The organism is Paraprevotella sp. (genome assembly GCF_986071375.1).
In genome coordinates this window covers 21,072-38,381 of record NZ_CFQRNQ010000004.1, presented here as the reverse complement: position 1 = coordinate 38,381, position 17,310 = coordinate 21,072, and the positions used below count along the sequence as shown (strand labels likewise).

At 49.1% G+C, this 17,310-nt stretch carries 14 protein-coding genes; 5 read left to right on the top strand and 9 right to left on the bottom strand.

All coding sequences use genetic code 11. The annotated features are described in order from the left end of the window. Nucleotides 1-22: 22 nt before the first annotated feature. From AC5RDV_RS03490 to AC5RDV_RS03475, 4 genes are all read left to right on the top strand, one after another. On the top strand, nucleotides 23-1,975 hold the full coding sequence (locus tag AC5RDV_RS03490; protein WP_282748000.1) for a hypothetical protein: 1,953 nt from the start codon (nucleotides 23-25) through the stop codon (nucleotides 1,973-1,975). Then, nucleotides 1,972-3,966: a hypothetical protein gene (locus AC5RDV_RS03485; protein WP_282747999.1), complete on the top strand. Its 1,995-nt coding sequence runs from the start codon at nucleotides 1,972-1,974 to the stop codon at nucleotides 3,964-3,966. Before AC5RDV_RS03490 ends, AC5RDV_RS03485 begins: the two co-directional genes overlap by 4 nt. After that, a complete protein-coding gene (locus AC5RDV_RS03480) occupies nucleotides 3,960-5,657 on the top strand; it encodes an O-antigen ligase family protein (RefSeq protein WP_282747998.1) in 1,698 nt (565 codons plus the stop codon). Before AC5RDV_RS03485 ends, AC5RDV_RS03480 begins: the two co-directional genes overlap by 7 nt. 220 nt (nucleotides 5,658-5,877) lie before the next feature. Next, entirely contained in the window at nucleotides 5,878-7,650 is a 1,773-nt protein-coding gene (locus AC5RDV_RS03475) for a hypothetical protein (RefSeq protein WP_282747997.1), read from the top strand. Between the two features lie 77 nt (nucleotides 7,651-7,727). Here the strand turns inward: AC5RDV_RS03475 and AC5RDV_RS03470 are convergent, their stop codons facing one another. The 9 genes from AC5RDV_RS03470 to lysS form a co-directional block, all read right to left on the bottom strand. Beyond that, the gene (locus AC5RDV_RS03470) at nucleotides 7,728-8,588 is read right to left on the bottom strand and encodes a PepSY-like domain-containing protein (RefSeq protein WP_282747996.1); all 861 of its coding nucleotides are present in this window, start codon (nucleotides 8,586-8,588) and stop codon (nucleotides 7,728-7,730) included. Between the two features lie 49 nt (nucleotides 8,589-8,637). Further along, nucleotides 8,638-9,078, bottom strand: coding sequence for a PepSY-like domain-containing protein (locus tag AC5RDV_RS03465; RefSeq protein ID WP_276788367.1), 441 nt, complete (start codon nucleotides 9,076-9,078; stop codon nucleotides 8,638-8,640). 91 nt (nucleotides 9,079-9,169) lie between these two features. Continuing rightward, a complete protein-coding gene (locus AC5RDV_RS03460; RefSeq protein WP_282747995.1) occupies nucleotides 9,170-10,444 on the bottom strand; it encodes a sensor histidine kinase in 1,275 nt (424 codons plus the stop codon). Between the two features lie 16 nt (nucleotides 10,445-10,460). Beyond that, on the bottom strand, nucleotides 10,461-11,144 hold the full coding sequence (locus AC5RDV_RS03455) for a response regulator transcription factor (RefSeq protein WP_008628565.1): 684 nt from the start codon (nucleotides 11,142-11,144) through the stop codon (nucleotides 10,461-10,463). Then, nucleotides 11,141-11,563, bottom strand: coding sequence for a PaaI family thioesterase (locus AC5RDV_RS03450; protein WP_276788365.1), 423 nt, complete (start codon nucleotides 11,561-11,563; stop codon nucleotides 11,141-11,143). Before AC5RDV_RS03450 ends, AC5RDV_RS03455 begins: the two co-directional genes overlap by 4 nt. 20 nt (nucleotides 11,564-11,583) lie before the next feature. Continuing rightward, a complete protein-coding gene (locus AC5RDV_RS03445) occupies nucleotides 11,584-12,312 on the bottom strand; it encodes an inorganic diphosphatase (RefSeq protein ID WP_008628563.1) in 729 nt (242 codons plus the stop codon). A 4-nt stretch (nucleotides 12,313-12,316) separates the two neighbouring features. Next, a complete protein-coding gene (locus AC5RDV_RS03440; RefSeq protein WP_282747994.1) occupies nucleotides 12,317-13,666 on the bottom strand; it encodes a glucose-6-phosphate isomerase in 1,350 nt (449 codons plus the stop codon). 30 nt (nucleotides 13,667-13,696) lie between these two features. Beyond that, nucleotides 13,697-14,692, bottom strand: a complete 996-nt coding sequence (locus tag AC5RDV_RS03435) for an NAD(P)H-dependent glycerol-3-phosphate dehydrogenase (protein ID WP_008628561.1) — start codon at nucleotides 14,690-14,692, stop codon at nucleotides 13,697-13,699. A gap of 12 nt (nucleotides 14,693-14,704) precedes the next feature. Next, nucleotides 14,705-16,432: a lysine--tRNA ligase gene (lysS, locus tag AC5RDV_RS03430; protein ID WP_008628560.1), complete on the bottom strand. Its 1,728-nt coding sequence runs from the start codon at nucleotides 16,430-16,432 to the stop codon at nucleotides 14,705-14,707. Between the two features lie 244 nt (nucleotides 16,433-16,676). Between lysS and AC5RDV_RS03425 the strand changes: the two genes are divergently transcribed. Beyond that, complete coding sequence (locus AC5RDV_RS03425; RefSeq protein ID WP_008628559.1) at nucleotides 16,677-17,306, top strand: hypothetical protein; 630 nt, start codon at nucleotides 16,677-16,679, stop codon at nucleotides 17,304-17,306. Nucleotides 17,307-17,310 lie beyond the last annotated feature (4 nt).

Here is a 17,310-nt window from a genome sequence, read left to right as displayed (position 1 = left end):
TGCATATTAAAAAGAGAAAAATATGAGGAGTTCAGCATTCATTAAAATGCAGGCTTTTTTTCTTGCTTGCATGTTGCCGACCTTTTTATTCGGAAAAGGTGAGGTAGTCTACACCCGTTTGCAGTCTCTGTATTCCAATAATGCAGGAGGATGGAATATTGAGAAGGTCGTATTGTCCGATACGGCTACGGTGGTGCATTTTTCCGTAAGTTTCAAACCTTATTCTTGGATTCAAATGGCTTCGAGCACTTATTTGAGTGACGAGAAAGCTGTGGAGTATCCCGTAAGAAAGGCTGTAGGATTGACATTGGACGAGAAGTTTTACATGCCTAAAAGCGGGAGGACGGAGTTCCAGTTGGTTTTTGCCCCTATGCCCAAGGATACGAAGATATTCGATATGATAGAGGGGGAAGAACGTGATATGGCACGTTGGTTCGGTCTGCATGATGCCAAGTCGAAAGTGAAGATACCTGTGGCTCGGGAAGAAGTAGATACAGAGGAAATCGGGGAAAACATGTTCCGGACAGGTAAGGCCGTGGTACGGGGCAAGATAGAAGGCTACAACCCCGGGTGGGGATATGGTGTCATGGCGGTGACCGACAATACGTTAGGAAGCCGTCCCGAAAACTCATCGTCCACACTGATTCGTCCGGATGGCACTTTTTGCATAGAGTGGCCCTTGGAGCATCCCGTGTGGGATGAACTGAAGCCGGGGTATGGGCCGGATATTCCGGTCTATGTGCGTCCGGGCGACACGCTCGACTTGGTGATAAAAGCGAAGGGGGATGGGATTGAGACTGTAGAATACACTAGCAGCCATCCCAAAGGATGTCATGAGAAATTGCTGAAGTGCAAGATGCCGGAAGTCTATGCCGAATGGGAGCGTAAGGGAGAGATTTGGAAGACGCTTACCGATGAAGAGTTTTGGGCTATGACGGAGGAGACGTTGGAAACGGGAAATCGGCTTTGTGATTATTTCGTGTGGAAATACGGGCTGTCTTCGTGGGAGGCTCACCTCCTGAAAGCCCGCCAACAGATGGCAGTGGTTATCAACCAAACCGTGTTGGCCAACTGGATGCTGTCGAGCAGGTATGGTAATTTCCCGCCTAACGAGGAACTGCGGAGGGATTTTTACGAAGGCAATGATTATTCCTTATACAAAGTATTGAATGAGATGCCCACAGATGACCCGTCCATGTCCTTTATTCCTTATTTTAGCGCAATGGTGTCACGTATGAAGGACATGCAGCCCATGACGGATGCTTGGTCTTTGGCTTCGATGGGAGACGTGGACTGGTCGGATGTGGAAGGGCTGAGGTTGATGGACAGCTTGCAAGTGGAGGAACTTAGGGGTATCATGGGGTTTAAGGAGATTCCTTATTTGGTTCAAGCTTATCTCGTTAACAAAGTCTGTGACTTGCCTGATTTTCTGACTCCAGAAGGGCGGAAAGAAGTAGTGGAGCATAGGGCAGCTTGCCTCACGAATCCTTATTTGAAGGGGAAAATATGGGATTTGGCTTCCGAATATGCCCAGCCGCTTCCGGCTGTAACAAAGTTGGACGGAAAGTCACTTGAGATATTACAGCCGATTGTGGACAAGTATAAAGGAAAATATGTGCAGATGGAATGGATGAAACCCGGAAACAGCGGTTTTGATTTCGTGAATAACCGGATGGTCAATTTGATACCCGACTTCCGGAACCATAAAGATTTGCAGTTCGTATTTTTGTTCAGTGCCAATACATGTACTAAAGAGGAATTCGAGCAATTTGTGAAAGCGTATTTGCCGGAGGAAGACTGTTATTGGTTGGATTTTGAAGAAAGCAGTATTTTGCGTGCGCAACTTCGACTTCCTAATTATATAAAAGATATTACGTTGAACCGAGAAGGGGAGATGTTGTCTACGCCGCTTTACACGGCAAATGAGACACAGTTCCGTCGGAGTTTACGTGAATTATTAGAAAAAGAAGAATGATGAACAGGAAAAAAATCTTGTGGTTGGTGGCAGCATTGCTGCCAACCACGCTATTAGGAAAAGGTGAAGTGGCCTATACGCGTTTGCAGTCTTTCTATTCCAATGCGGGGATGGTGGGCATAGACAAGGTGGTGCTGTCCGACACGGCCACGGTCATGTATTGCACGGCGAAGGGGAAAATCAATGCCTGGTTCCAATTCTCACCGTCCACGTACCTGAGCGATGAAGAGGACGCACGCTATCCCGTGAAGGGGGCTGTAGGGTTGGCGTTGGGCGAGAAATGCTATATTCCGAAAGCCGGGCTGTTGGAGTTCCGTCTGCTCTTCGAACCGATGCCGAAGGACACGAAGATATTCGACCTGATAGAAGGAACGGACAAGGATATGTTCCGCATCTATGGCATCCACGCAGCCAAGACCAAGGTGAAGATTCCAAAGGCCAAAGAAGTGATGGACGCGGAAGAGACCTCCGAGAAGATGTTCCGAAAGGGAAAGGCCGTGGTGCGCGGCAAGATAGAGGAATATTCACGGGATTGGAATAATGGTATTTTGTTCTTTGATGTCAGTTTTTTGGGACATAGGGAGATTGCCCCTTATCCCATAAATCGCCCTTGCACGGCTTTGAAGCCGGACGGGACATTCTATGCAGAACTTTCTTTGGACCATCCGGTGTGGGCGGAAATGAAGATGGAAGGTGGAAACTTGCCTGTTCCTTTCTATGTCCGTCCCGGGGATACGCTTGACATCACCGTGAAAGGGGTGCGGGAAGGTAATGTGACAGTGGACTATGCCAGTAGCCATCCGAAAGGCTGTTATGAGAACCTGTTGAAACATCAGGACGTGCCGCTCATCTGTTACGGATGGGAACGTTTGTCGGATTATGGACGGAACCTGGACACTGAATATTTCCTGAAGAATGTGGACGAGAGTGTGGCGGAAAACATGCGGCTTTGCGACTATGTGGCATGGAAGTACAAGCTTTCTCCATGGGAGACGCATCTTTTGAAGAACCGTCAAAGGTTTGAATTGACAGACCGTTATTTGTACATGGCCAGCCGGTTGTTTGAAGAAAAGGTGGAACGCCCGAGAAAAGTGCAGGTGCAAAAAGAAGATTATGCAGGTTATGATTATTCAGCCTATAAGGTGTTGAACATCCTTTCTTTGGATGATCCGTCGCTTTCTTTCTTGCCTTATAGTTTGGGGTATCCTCCGTCTATCGATATGACATATATGATGGCTTTCCTTGATATGTATGCTTTTTGGGATAATTCTTCTGAAACAGAACCTTTGGACTATGTGAAAGTAGAAATAGAAAAAGACAGCCTTCAAGTGAACCTTTTGCGCGAACTGACCGGCGCAGAGGGGACTCCTTGGGCTGTGCAAGCCTACCTCACACAAAAAATTACAGGTTTGCAAGGGGAATGGAGTGTAGGACAACGCGAAAGGTTGGTGGACTTCTTGTCTTCTTCCTATCTGACTTACCCCTACTTTAAGGAGAAAATAAAGGAATTGAACCGTTTGTCCGGGAACTCGGCCTCATGGGTCTATGAAATACCGGAAGGGGACGGTTGTCGGGAGATGAAGTCTATTTTAAATAGGTATAAAGGCCGGTATGTGCAGGTGGTTTGGCTTTCAGACCCGAATGGGGATTGGAGCTTTTGTTCCAATTCATCCGTGAAGAACATCATGGCAGATTATGAAAGTTTTCCGGACTTGCAAATCATCGCGATAGTCAACGGGGAGGCGTATTCGGATGAAAACAGGTTCGCCCAAATAAGAAAAGAGTTGTCTGCACCAATCGTTCATATAGAAAATGGCGAAAGTTACCTCAAACTACAGGAGTTGTTCCATTTCTACAGCAGTGGCAAGCAGATGACTTTCGACCGCAACGGGTTGGTCTTCAAACAAACGCTCGACATGAAAAACGAAACGATGTTCCGTGACCGGTTCCGCCGTATATTGAAGGCGGAAAAAGAGATGCAACGATGGTAATGGAGAGAAGCGGCCAACATATCAGGGGAAGTGTTCCCGAAGGAAAGCAGGTGGCAGACGGGGCAGGCGTTTACTTTTACTTGTTCCTGTGCCTGTTTGCCGCCTGTTTCTTTCCACCGGTAAGGGGCTTTTCGGAGGAATGGCTAAGGCCGAAATGGGTCTTGGCCGAAGCCGTAGGGCTGTTGGTGCTTTTGACATTCGGGATACAGGTGCTTGTGGCCTGCAGGCATCGAGGTTCCGGACGGCGGGCTTTTGGGCGGTGGGGGCGCGTGGAAGACGCGTTTTGCGAAGCCTTAGTGGGCGTGGCTTTCTTGGAGGCCGTGTATGCGATAGTCCGGATGTTCTGGGGTGGACAAGAAGGGATGGTGGCATCCGGCACGTTCGACAACCCTGCCGGGTTGGCTTTCTGCCTTTGCGCCGCTTTGCCGTTCCATGCCTGTTTGTGGCGAAGGTGCCCGGGAAGGCTTTGGTTCCGTTCTGCCCTTGCCGTATGTGCTTTGGTCATTTTGACAGCCATATTATGCACGGGTTCCCGTACCGGATGGATATGCTTGGCATTGTATGCAGCCTTGTGGTTGCAAAAACAGTGGCAAGGTCATCGTATGATGAAACTGACGATTTTGGCGGTGTTGGCTGTTGGTCTGGCCTGGGGCATTTCGGTGGTCAAGACGGATTCCACCAACGGACGCCGTTTCATATTGGAACGTTCATGGGAACTGGTGCAGGCACGGCCTTTTGCCGGATATGGCCCCGGCGGTTTCCTGCGGGAGTATATGCCCCGGCAAGCCGACTACTTCAAGGCGCATGCCGATAGCGGACATGCGTGGTTGGCCAGTGAGGTGTACCATCCGTTGAACGAGTTCGTATGGGTATGGATTGAGTGCGGTTTGCCGGGCGTATTATTGTCGTTGGGGGCTTTGGCTTGGCTTTTGTCCGGATTGTTCCGGAGGCGCGACATCTTTTCCCGCATGTTGGCTGTTTCTTTGTGTGCATGCGTCGTTTTTGCCCTGTTTTCCTATCCGTTGAAATATCCGTTGGCTTCGGTGATAGGGATAGCGGCCGTGGGACGTATGTGTAGCGGTATGCTTGGACGAGGCAGGATGGATGGAAAATGTTGGCGTTGGGCAGGCATGGCCGGAATTGTGGTAGCGGTCGTGGCGTTGATAAAGGTGTTCGTTGCCTATTCTTATGAATATGAATGGAGCCGGGTGGCCCGTCAGGCCTTGCGCGGGCATTCGCGTGAAATGATGCCCCGGTATGCGGGTTTGTACGGGCATTACCGCCATGACGCTTCTTTCCTGTATAATTATGCCGCCGAACAGTTTTATGCCGGGCGTTATGAGGAGGCGTTGTCGACGGCAAGGGAATGCCGGGCGTTATGGCCCTCGTATAACTTGTCCCTCCTGACCGGGGACATTTGCCGGGCGGCCGGGAAGTATGGCGAAGCCGTGCGACATTATGAACAGGCCCATTGGATGTGCCCCGTCAGGTTTGCGCCTTTGGAGGGACTGTATTACGCATACAAGTCCGGAAGACAGCCGGATAGGGCGGATTCTGTGGCAGACGTGGTAGCCCGGAAAAGGATAAAGGTGGATTCTCCGGACGTGCAACGGATTAAAAAGGAAATATTGGAGGATGTGCGGCACGGTGAAAAGACGGTGCCGCGAGACGGAATGATGAAAAAGCTATGAAACTTATGAAGATAAGAAAACCGGTTGTTGGGAAGATGGCGGTTACGGCAGTCATCGTGATAGTTGCGGTTGGGGTTTATGCCGTTTGGGGTTCGAGGCGTTCGGAAAGGGTACATGTCCGCGAAATGGCTTTGGCTGAAAATCCCGGTTTGAAGGGGATATTGGAATTATATCAGGAAGATTCGTTGAAATACGAGGCGGCTTTGTTCCTGATAGACATATGGCATATTACCAAGGGGCTGACAGTGGGGAGTTGGAGTCCATGTACAAGGCATACGATATATTCAGCACGGGACGTTACACGTACCGGCAGGCGTTGGATTCGGCGGAAAGGTTGTGCGGAAAGCCCAAAAACGTGCAGCAGATACGATGGAAAGCGGACGTGGACATGGAACCCGGCTTTTTGGTTTCCAATATAGAATGGGCCTTCAAGGTATGGAGGGAACAGCCGTGGGGCAAAAACGTTTCGTTCGAGCAATTCTGTGAGTATATACCGCCTTACCGCATAGGAAACGAGGAATTGGTTCCGTGGCGGGAAAAATTGTATTACCAGTTCATGCCTATTATCGAGAAGTATAAGAATGACCCTCAAATAGAGAACCCCACATTTGCCGCCCACATTGTTTTGGACAGCCTGCTCCGGGCACCTTTCCATTTCACGGGCGAAATGGCGACGAGCGTGCGTATCGGTCCGAGGATAGCGGACTGGAGGGGCGGAAGTTGTCTGGACTTGTGCGACATGCTAGTATACATTTACAGGGCGTTGGGAATCCCTTGCGGCATAGAGGAACTTCCGATGCGTGGTAACAACAACGCGCCCCATTACTGGAACTTCTTGGTAGACCAACATGGACAGACTTGGTATTTTTCCATGTTTTATTGGTGGCACCGTTTGCTGAAAGCCGAAGTCTATGACGATGTGTATGGAAAAGTGTTCAGGCAACGGTTCAGCCTGAACCGTGCCATGACGGATTCGTTGCAGTTGCCGTTGGATAGTGTGCATCCTGTATTCCGCTATCCATTCTTCGAGGATGTCACCCGTCTGTATGCCACGGACAAGGCTTTTACTTTATCCGTTGGGAAACGGCATTTCGTCCGGGACGTGAAAAGGGGCGAGGTCGTTTACATTTGCATGTCCGACCGCTATGTTTGGAAACCTGTGGGATGGACAAGATATGACGGCTCCAATGCTGTCTTTAAGGATTGTCACGGAGGTACCATTTACTGTCTGGCGGTTTATGACGCGGCTCATGACAAATTGGATCCGGTGTCTTCACCTTTCAGCGTAGGGAAGGAGAACGGGAAAATGGAGTTTTATGAGGCACGGGAAGAAACAGAAGATGTCGTTCTGCTGAGCAAATTCGGAATGCTTGGGGAGTTCTTTTTGGGACGGATGGTCAATGGGGTGTTTGAGGGCAGCAATTCGCCTTCTTTCAAACAAAAAGACACGTTGCTCCTGATTCGTGAGATTCCGGGCAGGCTTTGCACAATGGTAAAAACAGATTCCTCCAAAGCATACCGTTATGTGAGGTATTACGGTCCGGCAGGTGGTTATGGGAATATCTCCGAGGCCGGGTTCTATTCGTCTGCCAATGACACGGTGCCGTTGGCCGGAAAAGTCTTGGGTCCGGAAGACGGTGCGGCAGGCGACCATTCTTATTTCAATGTGTTCGACGGGCATACGGACACATCGTATGATTATCCTTTCGCCGACGGGGGATGGGCCGGACTCGACCTTGGCGAGCGAAAGCATATAGGGAAGATTGTCTATACACCCCGTAATCGGGATAATTTTGTCCGTAAGGGGGATTTGTATGAGCTTTGGGTTTGCCGGGAGGGGAAATGGAGGCCGTTTGCCCGGCAAACAGCCACGTCAGACTCTTTACTTTTCAAGGATGTGCCGAAACATGCGCTTTTGTTACTCCGCGACTTGAGTAGGGGAGAAGCGGAACGGTTGTTCGAGTATAAGGATGGCAAACAGGTGTATCGGTAAGCAGGAGGAGGATGAAAACACTCCCTGCCGGCATGTCTTTACCGGCAGGGAGTGACCCTTTCCTTAAGGAAATATTCTTATGAACGTTTGCTGCCGTCGGGATTGTAAACCAGAATGAGGTCCATCGGTTCACGATCCAATTCAATACGGTAATAGATACCTGTGTCCGTTCCGTTGGGATATTCAATGCGGTCCACATCGTCCTCACGAGGATTGAACGTGTAACCTTCTTGTGTGAAGCTGTTGACTACGGCTTCAGGAACTGATGTCCATGCCATATCCTCAAACTCTGTGAACAGCCATTGGTAATTCGTATCTACATGCATGTCCACTTCTGCGTTGTTCAGCCACAGTTGTATTTCGTAGCCTTTTGCAGTGCGGTCCATTTCAATAATATTGGCACCGGGATATTTGGCCGCTACCATTTGGCGTACTTCCTGTGGGATTTGTGCCGAGGGGTCGGATCCACTTCCCGGGTGTTGGCTTCCGTCCGCATTGTAGTAGAGTATGATGTCTGTAGGTTCACGGTCCAATTCGATACGGTATTGTATGGACGTTTCTGTTCCGTTGGGATATTCAATGCGGTCCACATCGTCTTCACGTGGGTTGAACGTGAATCCGTTTTGCGTAAAGCTGTTGACAACGGCTTCGGGAAGGGATGTCCATGCAATGTCCTCGAATTCCGTATAAAGCCATTGATAGTTGAGGTCGAGGTGCATGTCCACTTCTGTGTTGTTCAGCCACATTTGTATTTCATATCCTCGGTAGGTACGCTCGACTTCCACGATTTGTGCTCCCGGATAACGGCTTTCTACCGTTTGGATGATGTGTGGATCATTCCGGAAGTTGTAGTCATCCTCATCGTCATCTTTACATGCGGTCATAACCGGGGCGAGCAATAAGATGAAAAGCCCCCATTTCCATATATTCTTTCTCATTTTGTTTTGTTTTTTTTAAGGTTTATATTCTTGTGAAAATCTCGTTTTTTCAGTCTATCTCGCGGATATTGAATTTCCGGTCGAATTTGAGGTCTACGTCGTTGGTAAGTTCCACTTCATACTCACGGCTGTCTTTTTCTATTTTGGTGATTTTTTCCCCGGGAAACATGTCGTTCACTTGTTTCTTGATGGGAGCCGGGATAAAAAAAGCAGGAACTTCAGACCTTTTTCCGTCTACTTCGGTCCAATCGCCTTTGCTGTCGAAGGATATTTCCGTACCGTTGACAAGCTGTACGTCGTAGGTGGCCGATTTGAACCAGTCTTTGTCTATTTTGATATACGAAACTTTAGTATGGGCAAATTGCTGTTTTAGAATCGTACGTGCCGGAACAGGCAAATCGTTTAAATTACGGGTGATGACATCATTGTCAGCGCAAGCTGTCGTTACGATGACCATTCCCAAAAGCAATATGGCAAACATCTTTCTCATAACGGTAAGTTCTTTTAATGGTTAGTAATGCTATTGTAACCGCAAAGGAAATACCTGATTCTGGAAAGATTTGGGATTTATACTTCAAGTTCTATGGCTTTGCAATTTTTAACACGAAGTGGTGTCGTCCGTCATGATAATATGTGAGTTTTATATGGTAAAGATTGGCTATGGATTGGGCGATGGACAGTCCCAATCCGGTCGATTCCTTTTGTCCGGCATTACCTTTATAGAAACGTTTGAATATTTGTTGTTTGTCAAGTGCCTGGTTTCCATCGTTGATGATTTCGATTCGGGCAGAATGGATAACGATGTCTACGCGTCCATGGTCCGGGCTATGTATGATGGCATTTTTGATGAGGTTAGTCAATAAAGTATGAGCCAGTGATTCGTTCATACGGATGCGGCAGGTTTCCGTGTCCGACAGGTGATAGTCCAATTCTTTTTTTTCGTACAAGTCAGACAAGAGTCCTATAATATGCCGGGCATGCCGGTTCATGTCTACTTCTGCAACTTCCTCGAATTGCCGGTTTTGGATACGTGAAAGCAGGAGCAGGGATTTATTGAGCTGTATGGCACGGTGCAGGCTGCGGAACATATCGTCGATGGTTTTCAGTTCCTCTTCATCGAGATTCTCATGTTCGGCCAATAACTCCAACTTACCGTTGATGACAGCCAACGGGGTTTGCAGTTCGTGGGAGGCGTTTTCGATGAATTCCTTCTGTTCACGGTATGCTTTTTCTGCTCGTTCGTGCATTTCAAGGGCAGCACGGTTCAGGGTACGGAACTCCCGGATACGGCAATCCGGATTCAAATAAGGTGCCGGGCGTCCGGGTGATACGTTTTCAAGCCATTCCAACAGGCGGTCGAGCGGACGGAACACGGACTTCAGGATAAGGCGTGTGCTGAAGATGATACAACAAAGCAATGCGATGTAGAGTGCGACAAGGTATTTGAATATGGCCGTTATCAGGTCATCCCTTTCCAAAGTAGAAAGCCGAAGTTCCAATTCATAATATTTCAGGTCGGTAGCCATGAAACAGGACTTCATGATACGTACGGGTTCATATTCATCTTCAGTCTCGATATATACCGTACCGTCATAGTACCGGTCGCGATAGTGCTCGACTTCTTCCGTGGCGAGTGGACGGATGCTGTAGCTGTGTATGATTTTATCCTCGGTATCTAAAAGAGTAGAATCCGCCAGAATTTTCCCCACAATAATATCCCGGTAATTCGCCAGGGCATCGTCGGTCTCGTCCATTACTTCGTCGATGACGGTGTAATAGAAAAAGGTTCCCCATCCGCCTAATAACAAAAAAAGGAGGAAAGAGAGATTAAAGTGGGTATAACGCAATAACTTCATGGGCGGACTGGAAGATTTACGGCATATCGAATGCCAGTTTATAACCGAAGCCGTAGACGGCTTTTATTTCAGCTTGTGCGCCTGCGGCTTTCATTTTCTTTCGCAGGTTCTTCACTTGGGAGTAAATGAAATCAAGGCTGTCCGCCTGGTCAATGTGGTCGCCCCATACGGATTCTGCCAATGCCATGCGATTGATGAGGCGGTTGGGATTGCTGATGAAATAATACAGCAGGTCGAACTCCTTGCGGTTGAGGTTCAGCTCGTTCCCATCTACGGTTGCTTTACGGGTGTCGGGCACTAAAGTCAGGTTGCCCAGTACGATACTGGTGTCTCCTCCGGCCTTTTTCCTGCGCAGCAGGGATTTCACCCGTGCATTAAGTTCAGCCAGATGGAATGGTTTGGCCAGATAATCGTCGGCACCGAGGTCAAGCCCTTCCACCTTGTCCTCAATGGAGTCTTTGGCCGAGATGATGATGACACTTTCCTGTTTGCGCGTCCGTTTAAGGTGGGCCAAAATGGACAACCCGCTTCCGCCGGGCAGCATGATGTCCAATAAGACACAGTCATAATCGTAATCGTTCACTTTTTCCATGGCAGAAGCATAATCTTCCGCACACTCCACGATGAATTTTTCACGTGTGAGGTATTCCCTGACGGTATTCCGCAACTCCTCTTCGTCTTCAATTAGCAGGATCTTCATGGTCGTTCCGTATCGGATGGATTGTTGATAGGTAATACGTCTTTCTTCCGGTAACCTGTGCTGTTGAGGATAGCCACTAAATCACCTTTTTCCTGGCAGATTCTTACCTCTATATAAGGAATGCGTGGGTGATGGTGTATCTCTCGTGCTTCGGCGTAAAGCCATCCGGAGGATACAGCTTTCAAGAATGTGATATTGGCGCTTAAGGACAAGGTTACCTGTGCGTAACTGTTGGCTACTGCGGCAAAAGCAAGGTCGGCCAACGTGAAAAGGGCACCTCCCTGACAGACTCCGGCTGCGTTGAGATGCGCCGGAGTGACTTCCATCCGGGCTTTGGCATATCCCGGACGGATGTCGAGTATTTCGACACCGGCCGCCTGGGCGAACCGGTCGTTTTGTAATAATTCGGATAATGTCATACTATAGTTGGATAAAAATGTCAGGCGAAAGTCTTTCGTATTTCTTCCCAGTGTTCACAAAGCGACATCATGGACGGGAACAACAAATCGGCTCCGGCATCGAGCAGTACTTTGTCGGGCAACGGGCCTGTGTTGACCGCAATGGTGAAGATGCCGGCGGCAACTCCGGCTTGTACACCCAAGGGGGCGTTTTCCACCACAAGGCCTTCCCACGGTTGTATACCGGCTTTTTCCAACCCCATGAGATAAGGTTCAGGGTTGGGCTTGCCGTATTTTACATCAAAGCTGGTCACCATCAGTTCTCGCCGGAAAATGTCTGGGAAATTATGGTTCAGCCGGTCGATAAGGCTGATTTGTCCGGAACCGGTGACGACCATCGGAGTGAAACCGCCGGCTTTTACCTTTTTCAGTAGCTCGTAAGCGCCCGGCATTTGCGGGGCTTCCGGGCAACGGCTGAACACGTCGGACTTGGCTTTGTAGATGGTCTGTTTTTCCTCTTCTGTGGCTTTACGTCCCCAACAGCGTTGTGCCAGCAGGTCGATGGTACCGCCTCCTGTACGCCCTTCGTGCATGTACGCCTCTTCGGGTGTGATATGAAGTCCGAACTGCGTCATGGCGTGGCTCCAGGAATACGCATGGTTGGGCATGGAGTCGAAGAGGACCCCGTCCATATCAAAGAGCACGGCTTTAAGGCTCGTCGCCCCAAAGCCGTGCTTCATTAAATATTTGTCTTTTTCAGTTTCAAACATGGGCTTATTTGTTTAAGCGTGCACGGATGGCTTCACTTTCTTTTTCGTAACCCGGTTTGTCTAGCAGGGCGAACATGTTCTTTTTATAGGCTTCCACGCCCGGTTGGTTGAAGGTGTTTACGCCCAAAAGGTTACCGCTGATACCACAAGCTTTCTCGAAGAAATAGATGATTTGTCCCAAGTAGTATTCGTTCAGCACGGGGACACTCAGGCGCATGTTGGGCACACCGCCGTCCACGTGAGCCAGTTGCGTACCCAGTTCGGCCATTTTGTTCACTTCGTCCACACGCTTTCCGGCCAGGAAGTTCAGGCCGTCCAGATTTTCGTCGTCCGAAGGGAAGAGCACCTTGTGGTTGGGCTGTTCGATGCTGATGACGGTCTCGAAGATGGTGCGTTCACCGTCCTGAATCCACTGTCCCATGGAATGAAGGTCGGTAGTAAAGTCCACGGCAGCCGGGAAAATACCTTTTTGATCCTTGCCTTCCGATTCTCCGTACAGCTGTTTCCACCATTCGTTCAGGTAGTGCAACTTAGGCTGGTAGTTTACCAGGATTTCGATTTTCTTGCCTTCGGCGTATAAAGCATTGCGGCAGGCTGCATATACGGCCGAGGGGTTTTCCATGAAAGGTACGTCCACGGCAGTAGCTTTTTCCATGTCGGCGGCACCGGCCACGAGTTGTGCGATGTCGAAACCAGCCACGGCGATAGGCAACAAGCCTACGGGAGTGAGTACGGAGAAACGTCCGCCCACATTGTCGGGGATGATAAAGCTCTTGTATCCTTCCTTGTCAGCCGTGGTACGGGCGGCACCTTTCTTGGCATCGGTTACGGCCACGATGACTTTGCGGGCCATGTCCTTGCCGCGTTGGTCTTCGCATTGCTTCTTCAGCAGGCGGAAAGCCAAAGCCGTTTCGGTGGTCGTGCCGCTCTTGGAAATATTGATGACACCGAATTTCTTGTCGGCTAAGTAGGCGCACATCTCGGCCAGATAGTCTTCGCCGATATTGTTTCCGGCAAACAGGATGACCGGGTTCTTCTTATCGTTCAGCAACCACTGGAAACTGTTGCTCAAAGCCTCGATGACAGTGCGTGCGCCGAGGTAGCTTCCGCCGATGCCGGCTACTACGACCACTTCGCAATTCTCGCGAAGTACCTGTGCCGTAGCATTCAGTTCGCCAATGAAGTCAGAGGTGATGGATGACGGCAAGTGCAGCCAACCTAAGAAATCGTTACCCGGGCAAGTGCCGTTTTCCAAAGCTTCCTGTGCGGCTTTCACCTTCGGCTCGTAAGCCGCGATGGCATCAGCGTTCAGAAACTGTGATGCTTTTGTGATGTCTAATTGAATATTCTTCATCTTTTTACGCTATTAAAAAACAATAATGAGTTATCGGAATGAATCGGTGAGCAGTTTTATCTCGATGCTCGGCGAGATACGTTCGTAAAGGATGTTATATACGGCATCCAGAATCGGCATGTTGACATGGAGGCATTTGTTGATGTCCTTCATGCATTTGGTGCCGTAATATCCTTCGGCTATCATTTCCATTTCTATTTGCGCGCTTTTCACACTGTAACCCTTGCCTATCATGGAGCCGAACACCCGGTTGCGGCTGAAGTTGGAATATCCCGTGACGAGGAGGTCGCCCAGATAGACCGAATCGATGATATTCCGTTCGATGGGGTGTACTACCGTGAGGAAGCGGTTCATCTCCTGTGCCGCGTTGGACATGATGACAGACTGGAAGTTGTCTCCATACTTCAGGCCGTTGCAGATGCCTGCTGCAATGGCGTAGACGTTTTTCAACACCGAAGCGTATTCGATGCCGATGACGTCGTCGCTGGTTTTGGTCTTGACGTATTCGCTGCTGATCATGTCGGCAAAGTTTTGCGCCTTTTCCAAGTCGGCGCATCCCACGGTCAGATAAGTAAGCCGTCCCAGAGCCACTTCTTCCGCATGGCTCGGCCCTCCCAAAACAGCCAGATTCTCGTCGGGCACGTTATACACCTGATGAAAATATTCCGAACAGACCAAGTTCTCGTCGGGCACGATACCCTTGATGGCTGTGACGACAAACTTGTCGCGCAGGCGAGTCTTGAGTTTTTTCAGGTGGCTTTTTAAATAAGGTGAAGGAGTAACGAATATCAGAGTGTCCGCTTCTTCCACTATTTTATTGATGTCGGCAGAGAAGTGGATACGGTTTACGTCAAAATGCACGCTGGTCAGGTAAGCCGGATTGTGCCCCAGGCGGCGGAATTCCTCGATGCGGTCTTCCCGTCGCATGTACCAATGGATGGAATCGTTTCGCTCCAACATCATCTTGGCGATGGCGGTAGCCCAGCTACCGCCCCCCATGATGGCTATGGTTCCACAATTTCCCATATTTTCCGGTTGTTATATTTTAGCAATCCATTCGGCCACGTCGTTGACAGATGGCTTTTCGATGTCGAGTTTGTATTTCTTGATGACCTCTCCCACTTGTTGCTGTAGCTTTTGCGGATTGACGTCCTTCATGTCGCTTACCAGGTTATATCCGGCTTTTTGCAGCACGGGCACGAGTGCCTCGGGCACTCCGATGGCAGCGTATTTGTCGGCACTGTCCTTGGGTACTTTCTTTTCAGGGCGCATTTGCGGGAAGAAGAGAACCTCTTGAATCGTGGTCTGGCCCGTCATGAGCATGACCAGACGGTCGATGCCGATACCGATGCCGCTAGTGGGGGGCATGCCATATTGCAAGGCACGCAGGAAATCCTGATCGATGAACATCGCTTCGTCGTCGCCCTTCTCGCTCAGGCGCATCTGTTCGATGAAACGCTCTTCCTGATCTATCGGGTCGTTCAATTCCGAATAAGCGTTAGCCAATTCCTTACCGTTGACCATCAACTCGAAACGTTCGGTCAACGCCGGATTGCTACGATGTTTCTTGGTGAGCGGCGACATTTCCACCGGATAGTCGGTGATGAAAGTCGGTTGGATGTAAGTACCCTCACAGAACTCGCCGAAAATCTCGTCGATAAGTTTGCCTTTACCCATTGTGTCGTCGATTTCCAGGTTCAGGGTCTTGCATATCTCGCGGATTTCCTCTTCGCTCTTCCCGTTCAGGTCATATCCTGTCTTTTCTTTGATGGCCTCTAAGATGGGCAAACGACGGTAAGGAGCTTTGAAGCTGATGGTCTTTCCGTCCACCACGCTCTCCGTGCCCCCGTTCACGGCGATGCAGATGCGCTCGAGCAACTTTTCGGTAAACGCCATCATCCAGTTGTAATCCTTATATTGTACATAAAGTTCCATGCAAGTGAACTCCGGATTGTGGCTCTTGTCCATACCCTCGTTGCGGAAGTTCTTCCCGATTTCGTACACACCTTCGAAACCGCCTACGATGAGGCGTTTCAGGTAAAGTTCCGTGGCGATACGAAGATACAGGTCGATGTCGAGCGAGTTGTGGTGGGTAATGAACGGGCGCGCACTGGCTCCTCCCGGGATGGATTGCAGGATAGGTGTCTCCACCTCCGTGTAGCCTGCTTCGTCCAGGGCGGCACGCAACGTTTTCAGGATGGCCGAACGCTTCAGGAATGTTTCCTTTACGCCGCTGTTGACAATCAAGTCCACGTAACGTTGGCGGTAGCGCAGTTCCGGGTCGTCGAAAGAGTCATATACCTCGCCGTCTTTCATCTTGACGATGGGGAGTGGCCTAAGGCTCTTGGCCAAAACCGTCAGTTCTTGCGTGTGCACGCTGATTTCTCCTGTTTGAGTCTTGAAAACAAAGCCTTTGATACCGACGAAATCTCCCAAATCAAGTAATTTCTTGAAAACGGTATTGTATAAATCCTTGTTTTCTCCGGGACAAATATCATCGCGGGTGACGTACACCTGAATGCGCCCTTTGGAGTCCTGCAATTCGAGGAAAGAGGCTTTGCCCATGATGCGTCGGCTCATGATACGGCCCGCGATGCACACTTGGCGTTTCTCTTCCGCAGCATCATTGTATTCGGCTTTGATGTCGGTCGAGAAAGCATCTGTCGGGTATTCGTCAGCCGGATAAGGGTCGATGCCCAAGGCACGGAGTTCGTTCAGGTTGTTCCTTCTTACGATTTCTTGTTCACTTAACTCTAAAACATTCATTTTTATTCTGATTTCGATATTTGGGACAAAATTACAAAAGTTTTTTGAGTACCCCAATGATTTACCCGTTTATTAATATGGGGCTTAAGTTTCCGGAAGCATGCTTTATACTTCCTTTTTTAGAAAGTCAGACTTGCATTGTTAAATTTGTGTTAAATATCCGGGGGGGGTAATTTTATTAAGTATAAAAACGCTAACTTTCGCAAACAAATAAGTAGAGTGATAACTTTTAAAAAATGGAACTATGGGAACAAATGTTTGGAAAGGAGTTTTGGCCTTATGTGTAGTTGCCGTTACGATGGCATCATGTGATTTTGTGAATAAAATGAAAGAGAATGCCACCACTACGCCGTCGGACACGATTATCGGAGCCAATGTCGGCGAGTTGGACGGGAAGATAGATGAATTGTTGGAATTGGCCAAGGCAAAAAAGGAAACGGCAGAGTTTGCCGAGATTTATACCTATTTGAATTACAAGCCGGGCAATCCTTCTACGAGTGTGACGATACAAATCGTGACGCCGGAAGATAAGAACAAGATGGCGGAATATAGTTGGTACGACAATAAGGATGTCCGTAACAAACTGGATAAACAGGACATGGTGATTTCGGATCATGACGATAATGTGATTGACACTTATGACGGCTTCAAGGATATGCTTTTCACCTACAATGACGTGTCCAAACTGGTGGAGAACTTGCCGGTGTTCTGTAAAGAGGCTTTGGAGGCGTCCGGATATGGGGAAGAGGGCTATGTGCGAAGCTACCAGATAGAAAAAGGTGATGCTTTTATTACGGTGGGGCATAAGTCTTCCAATATGTTGACCAAATCTTATCATATTGCGGAGGACGGTGAACATATTATAAAGGAATAAAGAG

Coding starts and splice junctions, on each gene's coding strand:
- AC5RDV_RS03455 (WP_008628565.1), bottom strand. CDS start 11,144: ATGAAGATCCTGCTAATTGAAGACGAAGAGGAGTTGCGGAATACCGTC.
- AC5RDV_RS03465 (WP_276788367.1), bottom strand. CDS start 9,078: ATGAGAAAGATGTTTGCCATATTGCTTTTGGGAATGGTCATCGTAACG.
- AC5RDV_RS03435 (WP_008628561.1), bottom strand. CDS start 14,692: ATGGGAAATTGTGGAACCATAGCCATCATGGGGGGCGGTAGCTGGGCT.
- AC5RDV_RS03490 (WP_282748000.1), top strand. CDS start 23: ATGAGGAGTTCAGCATTCATTAAAATGCAGGCTTTTTTTCTTGCTTGC.
- lysS (WP_008628560.1), bottom strand. CDS start 16,432: ATGAATGTTTTAGAGTTAAGTGAACAAGAAATCGTAAGAAGGAACAAC.
- AC5RDV_RS03450 (WP_276788365.1), bottom strand. CDS start 11,563: ATGACATTATCCGAATTATTACAAAACGACCGGTTCGCCCAGGCGGCC.
- AC5RDV_RS03485 (WP_282747999.1), top strand. CDS start 1,972: ATGATGAACAGGAAAAAAATCTTGTGGTTGGTGGCAGCATTGCTGCCA.
- AC5RDV_RS03480 (WP_282747998.1), top strand. CDS start 3,960: ATGGTAATGGAGAGAAGCGGCCAACATATCAGGGGAAGTGTTCCCGAA.
- AC5RDV_RS03425 (WP_008628559.1), top strand. CDS start 16,677: ATGGGAACAAATGTTTGGAAAGGAGTTTTGGCCTTATGTGTAGTTGCC.
- AC5RDV_RS03475 (WP_282747997.1), top strand. CDS start 5,878: ATGGCATATTACCAAGGGGCTGACAGTGGGGAGTTGGAGTCCATGTAC.
- AC5RDV_RS03470 (WP_282747996.1), bottom strand. CDS start 8,588: ATGAGAAAGAATATATGGAAATGGGGGCTTTTCATCTTATTGCTCGCC.
- AC5RDV_RS03440 (WP_282747994.1), bottom strand. CDS start 13,666: ATGAAGAATATTCAATTAGACATCACAAAAGCATCACAGTTTCTGAAC.
- AC5RDV_RS03460 (WP_282747995.1), bottom strand. CDS start 10,444: ATGAAGTTATTGCGTTATACCCACTTTAATCTCTCTTTCCTCCTTTTT.
- AC5RDV_RS03445 (WP_008628563.1), bottom strand. CDS start 12,312: ATGTTTGAAACTGAAAAAGACAAATATTTAATGAAGCACGGCTTTGGG.